This is a genomic window from Negativicoccus succinicivorans, from assembly GCF_018372215.1.
GTDB lineage: Bacteria > Bacillota > Negativicutes > Veillonellales > Negativicoccaceae > Negativicoccus.
Genome location: NZ_JAHAJN010000001.1, coordinates 270,879 through 287,112, shown reverse-complemented (window position 1 = coordinate 287,112; position 16,234 = coordinate 270,879). Strand labels below are relative to the sequence as shown.

Annotated in this window: 14 protein-coding genes; all 14 read left to right on the top strand. The window is 51.0% G+C overall.

Annotated features, from left to right (window positions below; genetic code table 11):
- The coding region (locus tag KIB08_RS01430; RefSeq protein WP_303988614.1) for an efflux RND transporter permease subunit at window positions 1-2,858 on the top strand (2,858 nt) is incomplete at its 5' end.
- A gap of 103 nt (window positions 2,859-2,961) precedes the next feature.
- Window positions 2,962-3,885, top strand: a complete 924-nt coding sequence (locus KIB08_RS01425; RefSeq protein WP_303988611.1) for a manganese-dependent inorganic pyrophosphatase — start codon at window positions 2,962-2,964, stop codon at window positions 3,883-3,885.
- A 39-nt stretch (window positions 3,886-3,924) separates the two neighbouring features.
- On the top strand, window positions 3,925-6,126 hold the full coding sequence (pcrA, locus tag KIB08_RS01420) for a DNA helicase PcrA (protein ID WP_303988608.1): 2,202 nt from the start codon (window positions 3,925-3,927) through the stop codon (window positions 6,124-6,126).
- 3 nt (window positions 6,127-6,129) lie between these two features.
- Window positions 6,130-8,142 (top strand): NAD-dependent DNA ligase LigA, encoded by a 2,013-nt coding sequence (gene ligA, locus KIB08_RS01415; RefSeq protein ID WP_303988605.1) that lies wholly within the window; start codon window positions 6,130-6,132, stop codon window positions 8,140-8,142.
- A 61-nt stretch (window positions 8,143-8,203) separates the two neighbouring features.
- Window positions 8,204-8,488 (top strand): Asp-tRNA(Asn)/Glu-tRNA(Gln) amidotransferase subunit GatC, encoded by a 285-nt coding sequence (gatC, locus tag KIB08_RS01410; protein WP_024049166.1) that lies wholly within the window; start codon window positions 8,204-8,206, stop codon window positions 8,486-8,488.
- A gap of 15 nt (window positions 8,489-8,503) precedes the next feature.
- A complete protein-coding gene (gatA, locus tag KIB08_RS01405) occupies window positions 8,504-9,964 on the top strand; it encodes an Asp-tRNA(Asn)/Glu-tRNA(Gln) amidotransferase subunit GatA (RefSeq protein ID WP_303988601.1) in 1,461 nt (486 codons plus the stop codon).
- Window positions 9,964-11,406 (top strand): Asp-tRNA(Asn)/Glu-tRNA(Gln) amidotransferase subunit GatB, encoded by a 1,443-nt coding sequence (gene gatB, locus KIB08_RS01400; RefSeq protein WP_303988599.1) that lies wholly within the window; start codon window positions 9,964-9,966, stop codon window positions 11,404-11,406. Before gatA ends, gatB begins: the two co-directional genes overlap by 1 nt.
- A 3-nt stretch (window positions 11,407-11,409) precedes the next feature.
- On the top strand, window positions 11,410-11,706 hold the full coding sequence (locus KIB08_RS01395) for a hypothetical protein (protein WP_303988596.1): 297 nt from the start codon (window positions 11,410-11,412) through the stop codon (window positions 11,704-11,706).
- A 107-nt stretch (window positions 11,707-11,813) separates the two neighbouring features.
- Window positions 11,814-12,533, top strand: a complete 720-nt coding sequence (locus KIB08_RS01390; protein WP_303988594.1) for a segregation and condensation protein A — start codon at window positions 11,814-11,816, stop codon at window positions 12,531-12,533.
- On the top strand, window positions 12,505-13,038 hold the full coding sequence (gene scpB / locus KIB08_RS01385) for an SMC-Scp complex subunit ScpB (RefSeq protein WP_303988592.1): 534 nt from the start codon (window positions 12,505-12,507) through the stop codon (window positions 13,036-13,038). The genes KIB08_RS01390 and scpB overlap by 29 nt, the downstream gene beginning before the upstream one ends.
- Window positions 13,010-13,738, top strand: coding sequence for a pseudouridine synthase (locus tag KIB08_RS01380; protein WP_303988591.1), 729 nt, complete (start codon window positions 13,010-13,012; stop codon window positions 13,736-13,738). The genes scpB and KIB08_RS01380 overlap by 29 nt, the downstream gene beginning before the upstream one ends.
- A complete protein-coding gene (locus KIB08_RS01375) occupies window positions 13,731-14,975 on the top strand; it encodes an NAD(P)/FAD-dependent oxidoreductase (RefSeq protein ID WP_303988589.1) in 1,245 nt (414 codons plus the stop codon). Before KIB08_RS01380 ends, KIB08_RS01375 begins: the two co-directional genes overlap by 8 nt.
- The gene (cmk, locus tag KIB08_RS01370) at window positions 14,972-15,649 is read left to right on the top strand and encodes a (d)CMP kinase (protein WP_303988587.1); all 678 of its coding nucleotides are present in this window, start codon (window positions 14,972-14,974) and stop codon (window positions 15,647-15,649) included. Before KIB08_RS01375 ends, cmk begins: the two co-directional genes overlap by 4 nt.
- Window positions 15,586-16,233, top strand: a complete 648-nt coding sequence (locus KIB08_RS01365; protein ID WP_303988585.1) for a lysophospholipid acyltransferase family protein — start codon at window positions 15,586-15,588, stop codon at window positions 16,231-16,233. The genes cmk and KIB08_RS01365 overlap by 64 nt, the downstream gene beginning before the upstream one ends.
- The last annotated feature ends 1 nt before the right edge of the window (window position 16,234 follow it).

Below are 16,234 nucleotides of genomic sequence, written 5' to 3'. Positions count from 1 at the left end.
CATTATCCGTTCAATTTGAAACGGGTACGGACGCCGACTTCGCTTCTGTCCAGGTGCAAAACCGCGTGGCGCAGGCGGAAGCTATGTTGCCGGATATCGTGCGGCAATTGGGCTTAAACGTCAGAAAATCAACGAGCGATATGGCTTTGGTCATCAATTTGACCAGTCCGAACGGCACCTATGATCCGACGTTCCTGAAGAATTATTTCAGTTTGAACTACATGGATACGTTGAAATCGATCCCGGGGGTCGGCAATGTTCAGGAGTTCGGCTCCGATTATGCGATGCGCGTATGGCTAAATCCGGCGCGCATGGCGCAATATAAAATTAACGCGAGCGATATCGCCGCGGCTGTACGGATGCAAAACCAGGAAGCGTCGGCCGGTTCCATCGGTTTAAATCCTTCGCCCGAAACCCAGCAGTTTCAATACCAGATTACGGTGGACGGGCGGTTGACGAATCCGCAGCAATTTGAAGAGATTGTACTCCGGTCAAACCCGGACGGCAGCGTGGTGCATTTGAAAGATGTAGCGCGCGTCGAACTCGATGCCGCGGATTATAACTTTATTGCTCGCGCGGACGGGAAACCTACCGCCGGCATTGCCTTTTCATTGACGAGTGACGCGAACGCGCTGGAAACGATCAATGCGATTAAGGCGGAACTGACTAAAGCGCAGGAAACGTTCCCCGATGACATGACCTATAATATCGTCATCGATAATACCGATTTCGTTTCGGCCTCTTTGGAAGCGGTATTGCATACCTTTGTGGAAGCGTTGATTTTAGTATTAATCATCGTCTATTTGTTCTTGCAGAACTGGCATTCGACGTTGATTCCGATGATTGCCGTGCCGGTATCGTTGCTGGGCACATTTGCCGCCTTTACCGTGTTAGGTTTTACGATTAATACGTTGACGCTTTTCGCGATGGTGCTTGCGATCGGCCTGGTTGTCGACGACGCGATCGTCGTCGTGGAAGCGGTCGAGTATGAAATGCGGTACAATCATAAATCGCCGCGGGAAGCAACCATTCTTGCAATGGAAAAAGTCCAAGGGCCGGTTATCGGCGTCGCGGTTGTTTTGATCGCAGTATTCGTGCCGGTTGCTTTTATGGGCGGCATTATGGGCGTGCTGTACAAGCAGTTCGCGTTGACGATTGCCGTTTCCGTCGGAATATCCGCCTTTGTCGCATTGACTTTGACGCCGGCGCTGTGCGCGATGTTGCTGACAGAAAATGACAACTTAAATAAAGAAACCTTCCATGATCGCTTTTTCCATGCCTTTAACGAGAAGTTTGAGCGACTCGTAGAATTGTACGGTAACGCGTTGGACGGTTTTGTACACAAGCTCGGCGTGGCTATTTTAAGTCTGGCGGCAGTGACGATCGTTGGTCTGTTCTTCTTCACGCAAATGCCGCGCGCATTCGTGCCGAATGAAGATAACGGCTATTTCATAACTTCGATATCACTTCCCGAGGGGGCTACCTCACAACGTGCCGATGCCGTCGTGCGAAAGTATATGGACTATATGATGCAACAGCCGGGCGTGGAACACGTTATGGGCGTTACCGGGTTTGATATATTGTCCGGCGGTTTGAAGCAAAACAGCAGTATAGCATTTGTCAAATTGAAACATTGGGATGAACGTACTACTCGTGAGCAGAGCGTTCAGGCGCTCGTCGGTAAAGCGTTCGGATTCGGCTTTCAAACGCCGGAAGCGAATGTGATCGCCATGAATCCGCCACCGGTTCCGGGCTTGGGGGCGACCGGCGGGTTTACGATGTACTTGCAAAATCGCAGCGGCGACAGTACGGAGAAAATGTTTGAAGTCGCGCAGCAATTTTTGGCCAAAGTCAATCAGCGACCCGAAATCGCATCGGCATATACGACGTTCCGTATGGACACGCCGGCGTACCACTTTAATGTAGATCGGGATAAAGCGGCGCGCTCCGGCGTTAACGTTGCTGATATCAATACGGCGCTTTCCATGTTCTACGGCGGCACGCAGATTAATGATTTCTCCGCGTTTGGTAAGAGTTACAAAGTCATCGCGCAGGCGGATCAGGAATTCCGAATGTCGCCGAATGCCAATCGTGAACTGACGGTACGTAATCAGCAAGGCGAGATGCTGCCGTTGAGTTCGTTTATTACGCCGGAACAACGCGGGTCGGTCGCTATTTTGACTCGCTATAATAATTTCCCGGCGATCAAAGTGGGCGGTAATGCGGCGAACGGCTACAGTTCCGGTCAAGCGCTCCAAGCGTTACAGGAAGTGGCGGCGGAAGTCTTGCCTTCCGGCTACGGGTTTGAATTTGCGGACCAGTCGGCGCAGGAAATTAAAGCGGGCAACCAAATGCTGTACGTCATGTCATTGGCACTGTTGTTCGTATTCCTTTCGCTGGCCGCTTTGTACGAAAGCTGGAAAATTCCGTTTTCCGTACTTCTTTCGGTACCGGCCGGATTCTTGGGTGTGGCTTTCTTCGGTTGGCTCTTTAACATCAACAATGACATTTACTTCCAAATCGGTCTGCTGACGATTATCGGGTTGGCCGCGAAAAACGCGATTTTGATCGTGGAATATGCCAAAATCCGTGTGGATCACGGTATGGATCACGTCAAAGCAGCCATCGAGGCCTCCAAAATTCGTTTGCGCCCGATCCTGATGACTTCATTGGCATTTATTTTGGGTTGTTTACCGTTGGCGCTTTCCACCGGCGCGGGCAGCGTTTCGCGCAGTGAAATGGGCACGACAGTCGTCTTCGGCATGTTGACGGCGACGGCGTTGGGAATCTTTATGATCCCGATGCTCTTCGTTGCGATTGAAAGCATCGGTAACGACAGCAAAAAAAGCAAGGAATAAGAAAAAAGAGCCGGTCATTTGACGGGCTCTTTTTCTGAATGCCAACGTGCTTCATGGTATAATAAATAGCAGAATATTTTAATTCAAATGATGAGGTGACAAAATGGCAGAAATGATTTTAGTGTCGGGGCATAAGAGTCCGGATACGGATACGATCTGTTCCGCATTGGTTTGCGCGCACTGGTTACGGGCGCAGGGGAAAGAAGCTAAAGCGATTCGCGCCGGCGAAATCAATAAAGAAACGGTATTTGCATTGGACTACTTCGGCAGCGAAGCGCCGGAGCTGTTGACGCGGGTAGAAGCCGGTCAGCCGATGTATTTAGTCGATCACAATGAAAGCAAACAAGCCGTAGACGGGATGACTGACGCGGATGTACAGGGATTGATTGACCACCATCGCCTCGGCGATTTCACGACGGATCAGCCGATTTTGATACGCATTGAACCGGTCGGTTGCACGGGAACGATTTTATATTCGCTCTATCAGCAGTGCGGTATTGAAATTCCGCGGCAAATGGCGGGTCTGATGCTGTCGGCGATTATTTCCGATACCCTGTTGTTCCGTTCGCCGACGTGCACGGAACGGGACCGCAAAGCCGTGCAAGAATTGGCGCAAATCGCCGACGTCGATTATGAAAAATACGGTATGGACATGCTCAAAGCCGGTGCCGATCTTTCCGACAAAACGGCAGCGGAATTGGTCCTGACCGATAAAAAAGAATTTGACGGCAAAAAAGGAACATTCAGTATTGCCCAGCTTTCCGTCATGGATACGCAACCGATTTTGGCGCAACGCGATGAGTTTTTACGCTTGCTGGAAGAAGATCGCGCCGCCCATAATTATGAGGCATCCTTTTTGATGGTCACGGATATTTTAGAGGAATCGACGGATCTGCTGTACACCAGTCAGGTGGAAACCGCGATCGAAGCGGCGTTTCAGGTCAAAGGCAACGCGCAAACATTGCATTTGCCGGGCGTGATGTCGCGTAAAAAACAGGTCGCTCCGCCACTGCTGGGGGCATTATAAAAAGGTTGCTCCGGCAACCTTTTTTTCTTGGGAGAACGGATGACAGATTACTTTACTTCATTGAACGACAAGCAGCGCGAAGGCGTGCAAACGATTCAAGGCCCGGTTCTGATCTTGGCGGGCGCCGGTTCGGGCAAAACCAAAGCCTTAACCAGTCGCATTGCGTACATGCTGGAGCAGGGGATTTCGCCGCAGGAAATTTTGGCGATTACCTTTACCAATAAAGCGGCGAAGGAAATGAAAGAGCGTGTGAAAAAATTAGTGGGAGCGTCAGCGGATCATATGTGGATCAGCACTTTCCACTCGTTTGGCGCGCGCTTTTTACGGCGCGAAATCGATGTCATACCGCCGTATACTCGCCAATTCACGATCTATGATGCGCAAGACAGCCAACAGGTCGTCAAAGGCATTTTAAAAGAGATGAACCTCGACGATAAGCAGTTTGCGTCCAATGCGCTACAAGCGCGCATTTCCAATGCGAAAAATAATTTGCAAAACGCGCGTGCGGCGCAAGAGGCGGCGGACGATTTCTTTGCGGAAAAAGCCGCTGAAGTTTACGCTCGCTATGAAGCGATATTGCAAGCCAACAATGCGTTGGATTTCGATGATCTGTTGCTGCTGCCGGCGGTTATTTTGCAACGTCATGCGGATGTGCGCAAGGCGTATCAGAACCGCTTTCGTTATATTTTGATCGATGAGTATCAGGATACCAACCACGCGCAATACGTTCTGACTCAAATGCTGGTCGGTCCCGAGCAAAATCTTTGCGTGGTCGGCGATGTGGACCAGAGTATTTACTCATGGCGCGGCGCCGATGTGCAGAATATTATTGATTTTCAGAGAGATTATCCGCGGGCGAAAGTGTTGAAGCTTGAGCAGAATTATCGCTCGACGCAGACGATTTTGAATGCGGCTAATCATGTCATTGAAAATAATGAGCACCGCCCCAGCAAAAATCTTTGGACGGATCAGGCGAATGGCGAGCCGATTTACTACTACGAAGCGGTTTCCGAAACGGACGAAGCGCAGTTTTGCGCCGGTGAAATGCAGCGTCTGGTGAGTGAAACTCCCGCGAAATACGGCGATATGGCGGTGTTGTACCGCACCAATGCGCAGTCGCGCGCTATGGAAGAAGCATTGGTACGACGCGGTATCGCCTATACCATTGTCGGCGGGACACGCTTTTACGATCGCCAGGAAATCAAAGATGTGTTGGCGTATTTAAAAGTGTTGCAAAATCCGCGCGACGATGTCAGCGTGGAACGCATTATCAATGTTCCCAAGCGCGGTATCGGCACCACTACGGTAAGCCGCGTTAAGGACGCCGCGCGGTTACAGGGCGTGTCATTGTTTGAAATGATTATGGCCGCGGACGGAATTGAGTCATTAAATGCCGGTACACGCAAAAAGCTGAACGCTTTCAGTGTTTTGATGTTGGAATTGATGAATACGGCGACGACCGAAAACGTTACCGACTTATTGGAAGCGGTGTTGGCGCATACCGAATTGATTACCAGTCTGTTGAATGATACGGATCCGCGAGCGCAAAGCCGCGTCGAGAACATCGGCGAATTGGTGTCCGTTGCCAAAACCTACGAAGATGAAACGGAAGAGCCCACGTTGCAAGGCTTTTTGGAACAGGTCGCGCTGGTAAATGACGTCGATACATTTGAAGAAAGTCGCGAAAAGGTTACCTTGATGACGTTGCACAGCGCCAAAGGTTTGGAATTTCCCATCGTCTTTTTGATCGGTATGGATGAAGGACTTTTCCCGCATGCGCGGACGCTTTTCGCGCCGGATGAACTGGAAGAAGAGCGGCGCTTATGCTACGTCGGGATCACGCGTGCGGAAAAAATTTTATATTTGACGCACGCCAGCTCTCGTACCGTGTTCGGCAGCACCAATCCGTACTTGGTGAGTCGTTTTGTCGGTGAAATCCCTGAAGATCTGGTGGAAAAGAAAGAAAATAAAAACCGTATCCGTTGGGGGCAGGCCGACCGGGCGAAACGAACCGGCCAACGTGTAGTCAGCAATGCTTCTGTCGGTGTCACCGCGCCGAAAGGCAAGGTTAACGCCCGCTATGACTGGCGGGTCGGCGATCGGGCGCGCCACACGAAGTGGGGGCTCGGTACGGTGGTGGAAGTGCGCGGTGAAGGCGAACGCATGCAATTAAAGTTAGAATTTCCGGGCCGGCAGGTGCGCCTGGTAATGGTAAAATTCGCGCCTTTAACAAAGGAGTAAGCCATGGTTGAGAAAACTGCCGCTGAACGCGCACGGGAATTGCGCGAAACGTTACAACACCACAGCTATTTATACTATGTGCTTGATCAGCCGGAAATCAGCGATTTTGAATTTGACAAATTGTATCGGGAATTGGTCGAATTGGAAACGGCGCATCCGGAATTGATTACGCCGGACTCACCGACACAACGCGTCGGTGCGGCACCGTCAGGGGCGTTTAGTAAAGTAACGCATCAGTTTCCCTTGTACAGTTTGGCTAACGCGTTTAGCGTTGGTGAGGTCGATGCGTTCGCTAAACGCATTCAGGAACGCTTAGGTAGCACTGCACAAGTAGAATACGTCACCGAGCTTAAAATTGACGGTCTGGCGATTAATCTGATTTATGAAAACGGCCATTTGACGCAGTGCGTAACGCGCGGTGACGGTGAAGTCGGTGAAGATGTTACCGCCAATGTAAAGACGATTCGTTCGTTGCCGTTGTTTATAAAAAATGCGCCGGCGCGATTGGACATTCGCGGGGAAGTATATATGCCGCGCCAGGCGTTTGTTGAGCTCAATGAAGCTCGTGATGAAAATGGGGAAGCGCCGTTTGCCAACTGTCGCAACGCGGCTGCGGGTTCGCTGCGTCAGCTGGATCCGCGCGTGACCGCGGCGCGCAAACTGGATTTCTTTGCATACGCCATCGGCAATGCGGAAGAAACCGGCATTACGTCACAACGTGAGTTATTGGAAACACTGCAAAAGTATCGTTTTTCCGTCAATCCGAACTATCACCTCTGGCATTCTGTGGGAGAGATCGGCGCGGAAATCGAGCGTTGGGAGACGGCGCGGCGAGATTTGGCGTACGATACCGACGGTTTGGTTATTAAGGTCAATGATTTCGCGCAGCAACGTGCTCTCGGGTACACGGCCAAAGCGCCGCGGTGGGCGATTGCATACAAGTATCCGCCGGAAGAAGCGAAAACCAAAGTGACGGATATCATCGTGACGCTCGGACGCACCGGCGTGCTGACACCGTCTGCGGATTTGGAACCGGTGTCGCTCGCGGGTACGGTGGTCCGTCGTGCGACTTTACACAACGCGGACTACATTGCGGAAAAGGATATTCGCGTCGGGGACACTGTTTTGATTCACAAAGCGGGAGAGATCATTCCCGAGGTTATTCGTGTCATTACCGAGGACCGTGACGGCAGTGAATCGGCGTTTTTGATGCCGCACCAATGTCCGGTATGCGGCAGTGACGTGACACGTATTCCCGGAGAGGTGGCGTACCGTTGCCAAAATCCGAGCTGTCCGGGGATTCTGCGGGAAAAATTAATTCATTTTGCGTCTCGCCAAGCGATGAATATGGACGGCGTCGGCCCCAAAGTGATTGACTTGTTGTTGGAGCACGACTTATTGCATGACGCGGCGGATTTATATACGTTGCGCGTGGAAGATCTCGTAGAGTTGCCACGGTTCGGAAAAAAGCGCGCGGAAAACCTGGTGAACGCGATTGCCGAAACCAAGGAACGCGGACTGGCGCGCTTACTGTTTGCACTCGGTATTCGCTATGTCGGCACGAAAGCGGCTCGCTTGCTTGCAGCCGCATATCCGACGTATGAAAAATTACAAACGGCGACACCGCAGGAATTGGCGACGGTGGACGGCATCGGGGAAACGATTGCCGAGAGTTTATATACGTATTTACAAATGCCGCAATCCATTGCATTTATTCATAAATTACAAGATCTCGGCGTAGTTACCGATGAAGAAGTAAGTGAACCGGCAGCGGACGGCATTTTTAGCGGTGAAAAAGTAGTTTTAACAGGAAAGCTGACCCGCTTTAATCGAACGCAAGCAGCGGATCTGATCGTTGCGCAGGGCGGTGAGGTGGCAAGCTCCGTCAGCAGTAAAACAACCCTGGTCGTGGCGGGGGAAGATGCCGGCAGCAAACTGGCAAAAGCGGAGAAACTCGGCATTACCATTTGGACGGAAGACGATTTTGAAAACGCCGTGGCGAAAATCGAACCGTGATTTTACCCGCGATACCAATAACAGCTATGCTATAATAAAGCCATTATGAGGAGGGAATGCCATGGAATTAACAGCGGCAGAAATGGTTAAGGTGGCGCACCTTGCGCGTTTGGAATGGGATCCGAAACGGGCGGCGACACTGGGACAGTCGTTGAATACGATTTTAACCTATATGGAAGAACTCAATGAATTGGACACGTCAAATGTTCCGCCGACTGTACATGCGGTGGAATTAACCAATGTGTGGCGGGAGGATGTTCCGCAACCGTCTCTGGATCATGAAAAGGCTTTGCAGAACGCTCCGGAACGTGACGGACGTTATTTCAAAGTACCGAAACTTATGTAGGGATGGAGGATTATTGTGAACGCGTGGACCATACATGAAAGTCATCGCCGTCTGCTTGCCAAAGAGATCTCGGCGGTGGAATTAACAAAACAGATTATTCAGCATAAAGAAAAGGTGGAGCCGGAAATTCACGCTTACCTGCACGATACGCATGAGCGTGCGCTGGCGACCGCCCAAAAAGTCGATGACAAAATTGCCGCCGGCGAAACGATTGCTCCTCTCGCGGGCGTTCCGGGCTCACTCAAAGACAATCTTTGCAGTGACGGTGAACCGGTCAGCGCCGCGTCAAAAATTTTGGAACATTTTATCGCGCCGTACAATGCGACGGTCGTTGAAAAATTACAGGCGCAAGATTATGTATCCCTCGGCAAATTGAACATGGACGAATTCGCGATGGGCAGCTCGACGGAAAACTCGGCCTACGGCCCTTCCAAAAATCCGTGGAATACGGAATGCGTGCCCGGCGGCTCCAGCGGCGGCAGCGCGGCAGCGGTAGCGGCACGTTCGGCATTGTGGGCATTGGGCTCGGACACCGGCGGATCGATTCGTCAGCCGGCTTCCTATTGCGGTTTGGTCGGTTTGAAGCCGACATACGGATTGGTTTCCCGCTATGGTCTGCTGGCATTTGCTTCTTCCCTCGATCAAATCGGACCGTTGACGCAGGATGTCACCGATTGCGCCATCGTCTTGAATGCGATTGCCGGACACGATCCGAAGGATTCGACGAGTATCGCAGGGGAGCGCCCCGACTATACAAACGCACTGCGAAGCGATGTCAAAGGTTTGCGCATCGGCGTACCGGCGGAATATTTTACGGACGGTATTAAACCGGAAGTGAAACAAGCGGTTGAAGATGCATTGAAGACGTATGAAGAATTGGGTGCGGAAATCGTTCCGGTTTCATTGCCGCGCGCTAAATATGCTATTTCCGCTTATTATATTGTGGCACCGGCGGAAGCCAGCTCCAACCTCGCCCGTTATGACGGCGTCGGTTTTGGGTTGCGCGTACCGGGCGAAAATTTGATTGAAATGTACAAAAAAACCCGTTCCGAAGGTTTCGGGGCGGAAGTGCAGCGCCGTATTATGCTCGGCACGTATGTATTGAGCGCCGGCTATTATGACGCCTATTATATGAAGGCGTTGAAAGTACGCACACTGATTAAAGAAGACTTTGCCAACGCGTTTTCCAAAGCGGATATTTTAGTTACGCCGACGGTGCCGGATACGGCATTCCGCTTCGGTGATAAAATCAATGATCCGCTGGCCATGTATATGGAAGACGTCTGCACGGTACCGGTTAATCTGGCGGGTATTCCGGCGCTCAGCATGAATTGCGGATTTGCCGACGGCATGCCGATCGGGATGCAGTTGATCGGCCCCAACTTGAGTGAAGAACGGCTCTTGCAAGCGGCCTATACATTTGAGCAGGCGCGGCCGGATACGCAAAAAGTAGCGGCTCTGGGAGAGGTGAAGTAATGAAGTACGAAAGTGTTATCGGCTTAGAAGTACATACCGAATTAAAAACGGCAACAAAAATTTTCTGCGGCTGTAAAACCACATTCGGCGCGGAACCGAACTCGAATGTGTGCCCGGTTTGCTTGGGCCTGCCGGGAGTGCTGCCGGTCCTCAATAAAAAAGTCGTCGACTTTGCTATTCGTGCCGGCTTGGCGTTGAACTGCAAAATCGCCAATTTCACGAAATTTGACCGTAAAAATTATTACTATCCCGATTTGCCGAAAAATTTCCAAACTTCGCAATACGATTTGCCGATTTGCGAACACGGCTATTTGGATATCGAATTGGACGGTGAAACACGCCGCATCGGCATTACCCGTATCCATATGGAAGAGGACGCGGGCAAACTGGTGCACAGCGGCACGACCATTACGGATTCCGATTCATCCAATGTCGACTACAACCGCACCGGTGTACCGTTGTTGGAAATCGTTTCGGAACCGGATCTGCGCAGCGGTGCCGAAGCTGCCGCGTATATGGAAAAACTCCGCTCGATTTTGGAATATATCGCGGTTTCCGATGTCAAGATGGAAGAGGGCAGCCTGCGTTGCGATGCCAACGTTTCCGTGCGCCCGGTAGGCGAAACCAAACTCGGCACTAAAGTGGAAATGAAAAACATCAACTCGATTCGCGGCGTGGCACGCAGTATCGAGTATGAAGCCCAACGCCAGGCGGAAGCCTTGGAAGACGGCGAAAAAATTGTACAGGAAACGCGTACCTGGGACGAAAGCAAAGGTACGACAGCCACGATGCGTGTCAAAGAAGAAGCGGACGATTATCGCTACTTCCCGGAACCGGACCTGGTGCCGTTCACGATTTCCGATGAATACATCGAAAGCGTTCGGCAGGCATTGCCGGAACTTCCGGATGCACGCAAAACCCGTTTAATGCAGGAACACGGACTTTCCGATTATGACGCGGGCATCATTACCCTTTCGCGCTCGATGGCGGAATATTTTGACGAACTCGTAGCCGCCGGTGCGGATGCGAAAGAAGGCGCGAACTGGCTGATGGGCGATTTTTCGATGCTGCTGAACGAAGCCGGTAAAACCCCGGCTACGGCGCCGGTTCGTCCGCAGGGACTCGCGGGCATGCTGGCCAAGATCGCTGACGGAACCATTTCCGGTAAAATCGCTAAAACTGTTTTCCGCGATATGTGGGAACAGGGTAAATCGGCGGATGAGATCATTGAAGCGAAAGGTTTGAAACAGATCTCCGATACCGGTGAATTAACGCAGTTGATTCATGACGTGGTCGCCGCTAACCCGCAATCGGTAGAAGATTATCGTGCGGGCAAGAAAAAAGCGATCGGCTTTTTAGTCGGCCAGATCATGAAAAAAACGAAAGGCCGCGCTAATCCGCAGGTAGTGAACCAGCTCTTGGTCAAAGAATTGCAGGAGTAAACTATGTGGCAGGAACAACATACAGAAAAAACAACCCGTGCGGATGAACCGCGCGTGATTAGCAAAAAAGAACGCGATGCCTTTCACGGCACGACCTTCGATGCCGAAGGAACCGCCGAAGATACGAAAAGCACACGCGTGATTGTACGACGTTGGGAAGATTTGCCGCTGCCTGTGAAACTGGCGGTGGCAGGAGCCGGTTTGTTGTTTGGTATGGTGTTTTTGGGGTTTAGCGGTATTTTTATTGTGATCGCACTTGTGGCGGCTGCTCTTTCATGGGTAGGCAGCTTTTGGCAGTAATAAAAACGGGCTTTGGCCCGTTTTTTTATTGCCACGATATCTCACAGCAGTTGGCGTCTCGACAATGGATCAGATATAATAAAGATTATGAGATAAGGGTGTGACCTATGGCAGTTAGTACGGTGCAATTTAATTTACCGGTGTTTAACGGACCGCTGGATTTATTATTGCACTTAATCCGCAAACAAAAAATTGATATTTACGATATCCCGATCCAAACGGTGACGGTGCAGTATATGGATTATTTAGCGCGCGCGGAAGCATTTAATTTGCAGTTGGGGACGGAATTTTTCCAAATGGCCGCAACGCTTTTAGCGATCAAGGCGCGCAGTTTGCTGCCCAAAGTACCTGCGGAAGAAGAGGAAGAAGATCCGCGGCAAGAACTTGCCGAGAGATTGATCGCATGGGAGCATATTCAAACGGTAAAAAGCGAAATTGAAACACGCTTGGCGGAGAATGCATTTTTTCTGGAAAAAGAGCCGACGCCCTTACAGGCTTCGGAGTATACGTTGCGCGTCAGTATGGAGCGATTAACCGGTGTTTGGCAGCGTTTAATCCAAAAGGAAGAGCCGGCAGAGGCGGATTGGCAACCGGTTCCGGAGTTGGATCCCAAGCCACTGCGAGAAGCATTTTTAAAAGCGATTCAACATGGCTCGGTGGATCTTATCCCATACTTTGAAAAACTGACCAATCGTTGGGAACAACTGACGTTGTTTTTAGAAGTTTTAGAAATGATTTGGCAGGGAACAATTACGGTGAAAGAACTCGGTATAGGCATTTATGTGGAGAGATTACGTCATGGCAACGGAACCACTCGCAGCACTTGAAGCGCTGCTCTTTATTGCCGGTGAACCGGTATCGACGACGCAAGTCGCAGAAGTGCTCAACGTCGGTACAAGTGAGGCGGTGAAACTTTGTCAGGAGCTTGCCGACCAATATGCCGCCCGATCGCAGTCAGGTCTGCTGGTACAGGAGACTGCGGGAGGTTGGCGGCTATGTACGCGACCGGAGTACGGTAAGCTGTTGGCCGAACGTTACGCGCCGCCGCTCTATTTGAGTAAAGCGGCGTTGGAAGTACTGGCCATTGTGGCGTTGCAAGCACCCGTGACGCGGCAGCAAATCGACGGCTTGCGTGGAGTTTCAAGCGAACGTACGCTGGCGAATTTACTGGAAAAGAATTTAATTATGGAGATCGGCCGCGCCGAATTGCCGGGACGACCGATTTTATATGATGTCACGCCGTATTTTAAGCGCAAAACAAATTGGCGGGACTATTATCAGAAGCAGGGAGTAAACGAAAACGATGAGAGAACGTCTTCAGAAATTGATTAGCCAAGCGGGGCTGGCATCCCGTCGGGCGGCCGAAACGATGATTACCGAAGGGCGAGTTAAAGTAAACGGTAAAGTGGTGACCGAACTGGGTCAAAAAGCGGATCTTACACGCGACACGATTATTGTCGACGGCAAAAAAATTGAACGGGAACCGCTGCAGTATTTCCTTTTTAATAAACCCAAAGGGGTCATCACTACTTTAAGCGATCCTGAGGGCCGGACGACGATATTGGAATATTTCAAAAAAGAAAAAGTCCGCTTGTATCCGGTCGGTCGATTGGATCTGAACACGGAGGGTTTACTGCTTTTGACCAATGACGGTGACCTGACCAACCGGTTAGAACATCCGTCGTCGGAAGTGGAAAAAGAATACGAAGTTAAAATCAAGGGCCGCGTGCCGGATAAAATGCTTACGGCATTTCGCGAAGGTGTGCCGCTGGAAGACGGCATCACCGCTCCCGCAAAAGTAAGCGAGGCCGTTTTTGATGTCAAGACAGGACTTTCGACCATTGTTCTCGCTATTCATGAAGGTCGGAATCGCCAAGTGCGCCGTATGTGCGAGCACTTTGGTTTTCGCGTGCATAACTTGAAACGCACACGGTATGCGACCCTGACTTTGCAAGGCGTCAAGCGCGGCAGCTATCGAGCGTTGACAGCCAATGAAATAAGCGATCTTAAAGCGCAGGTTACGCATGCGTAATGTTGTTGTGATCGGTGGCGGCTGCGCCGGGCAAATGGCGGCGTATGCAGCCCAAACGGCAGGCGCACGAGTGATTTTACTGGAAAAAATGCCGCAACTCGGTCTTAAAATGGGGATCACCGGCAAAGGACGCTGCAATCTGACGAATGCCGCGTCTATGGAGGAACTTATTCGCCAGACGCCGGGCAACGGTAAATTTTTATATAGCGCCTACCATACTTTTACAAATACGGATTTGCTTTCGTTACTTGCGTCATGGGGTGTAAAAACGAAGGTGGAACGAGGCGGCCGTGTGTTTCCCGAATCCGACTCTGCACAGGAAGTCCGTCGTGCGTTTCGTACGGCGCTCACCAAAGCGGGGGTGGAGGTTCATACGGAAGCATCTGTGCGCGAAATTCACCGAGAGGGTACTGCGTTTGAAGTGACAACCGCGGAACGTACTTGGCCGGCGGAAGCTGTGATTATGACGACCGGGGGCGCTTCGTATCCGCAAACCGGTTCCGACGGTAGCGGACATGAATTGGCGAAAGGATTGGGGCACACTTTAATACCGCTATGTCCTTCTCTGATTCCGCTTGTCTGTGAAGAAGCATGGTGCAAAGCATTGCAGGGACTTTCGTTGCGTAACGTCGAACTCACATTGCATATTGACGGTAAAGCGAAACAGACTTTGCGCGGCGAAATGCTTTTTACGCATTTTGGCGTATCGGGACCGATTGTCTTGCGTTTAAGTGATGCGGCTTCGCGGGCGTTGCAAAAAAACAAGAAAGCAACATTTTCTTTGAATGTAAAACCGGCTCTTACGTCCGAGGTATTGGATGCCAGACTCCGGCGAGATTTGGAAAAAAATCATTTACAGCAGATGAGCAATGCCTTGCGCGATTTATTGCCGCAGCGTTTGATTGCACCGATGTTGCAGGCAGCCGGGATTGAAAGTGACGTTAAGGCGGCGGAGCTTTCCCGCGCGGGACGGTTGCGCTTAGGTCACGCATTGCAAAATCTGTCGTTGACAGTGACGGGCACACGACCGTTGCGTGAAGCGATTGTAACAGCGGGGGGCATCAGCACCAAAGAAGTAAATCCCAAAACAATGGAATCGAAAATTGTGCCGGGCATTTATTTTGCCGGCGAGATCTTGGATGTTCATGCGTTTACGGGAGGATATAATTTACAGGCAGCGTTTTCTACCGGCTACCTTGCGGGCGTTAGCGCGGCAGGAAAGGAGTCGGAGCAATGAAAAAAATTGCGGTTGCGATTGATGGCCCCGCGGGGGCCGGCAAAAGTACGGTCGCTAAAGAGCTGGCGCAACGACTGGGATATGTATACCTGGACACCGGGGCAATGTACCGGGCACTGACTTGCGAATTACTGCATCGAGGTGTTCCGGTGGACCAGGAAGAAAAAGTCTGCTCCGTCGTCCGAAATTTAACGGTGGAATTAAAAAATGATCAGGAAGAACCGATAGTGACGGTGAATGATCGTGATGTGTCCGCTCATATCCGTCGTCCGGAGGTGTCGGCCCATGTTTCACAAGTCGCCGCATATGCTTGCGTGCGCCAACATTTAGTCAAAGAGCAGCAGCGCCTTGCCGAAAACGGCGGTATCGTCATGGACGGGCGCGATATCGGCACAGTGGTGTTACCGCGCGCCGAGCTGAAAGTGTTTTTGACGGCTTCCGTGGAAGAACGAGCCCGCCGGCGTTTGGTACAATGGAATGAAAACCACCCCGATGAGCCGCAGACACTGGCGCAAATCGTGCAAAATATTCAAGAACGCGATCGCAAGGATACGGAACGCGCCATTTCCCCCCTCAGACAAGCGGAAGATGCCGTTTTGCTGGACACCACTTGTTTAACGCGGGAAAAAACGATAGATACACTTATAGCCATGGTAAAGAAGGTGACGGAATGATTAAAAAGAGCCTCCACCTGCTTGCAAAAATTTTATTTATTTTTCTGGGCGGCGCGAAAATAATCGGACAGGAGAATGTACCGAAAGAAGGTGGGGTTATTATCGCGTCTAACCACAAAAGCAACTGGGATCCTCCACTCGTTTTTGCGGCCATGCCGAGGCAAGTGTATTTTTTGGCAAAAGAAGAATTGTTTCATAATTTCTTTATGCGTAAATTTTTAAATTCTTTAGAAATGGTTCCTTTGCATCGTGGCAAAGCGGATCGCGCGGCGATGCGACAATCATTTGCGATTATTCGGCGCGGTGAGTTGCTAGGGATTTTTCCCGAAGGAACGAGAATTCGGCATGAAGGTTTGGGTCCTTTCCACACCGGCATGGCCTCACTGGCGTTACGTCTCGGTGTGCCGATCGTTCCCGTGGCTGCGATTCATACCATGCATCCGTGGAGCAAATCGGTACCGGTGGTGGCCATTGGCAAACCGGTCATGGTGGAAAAAGATAAACCAACTCCCGAAAAAATTACAGAACTTAATAATTTGATTAGAGAAAGAATAGAAAAACTTTATGAAATGTATAAAGGTTGAG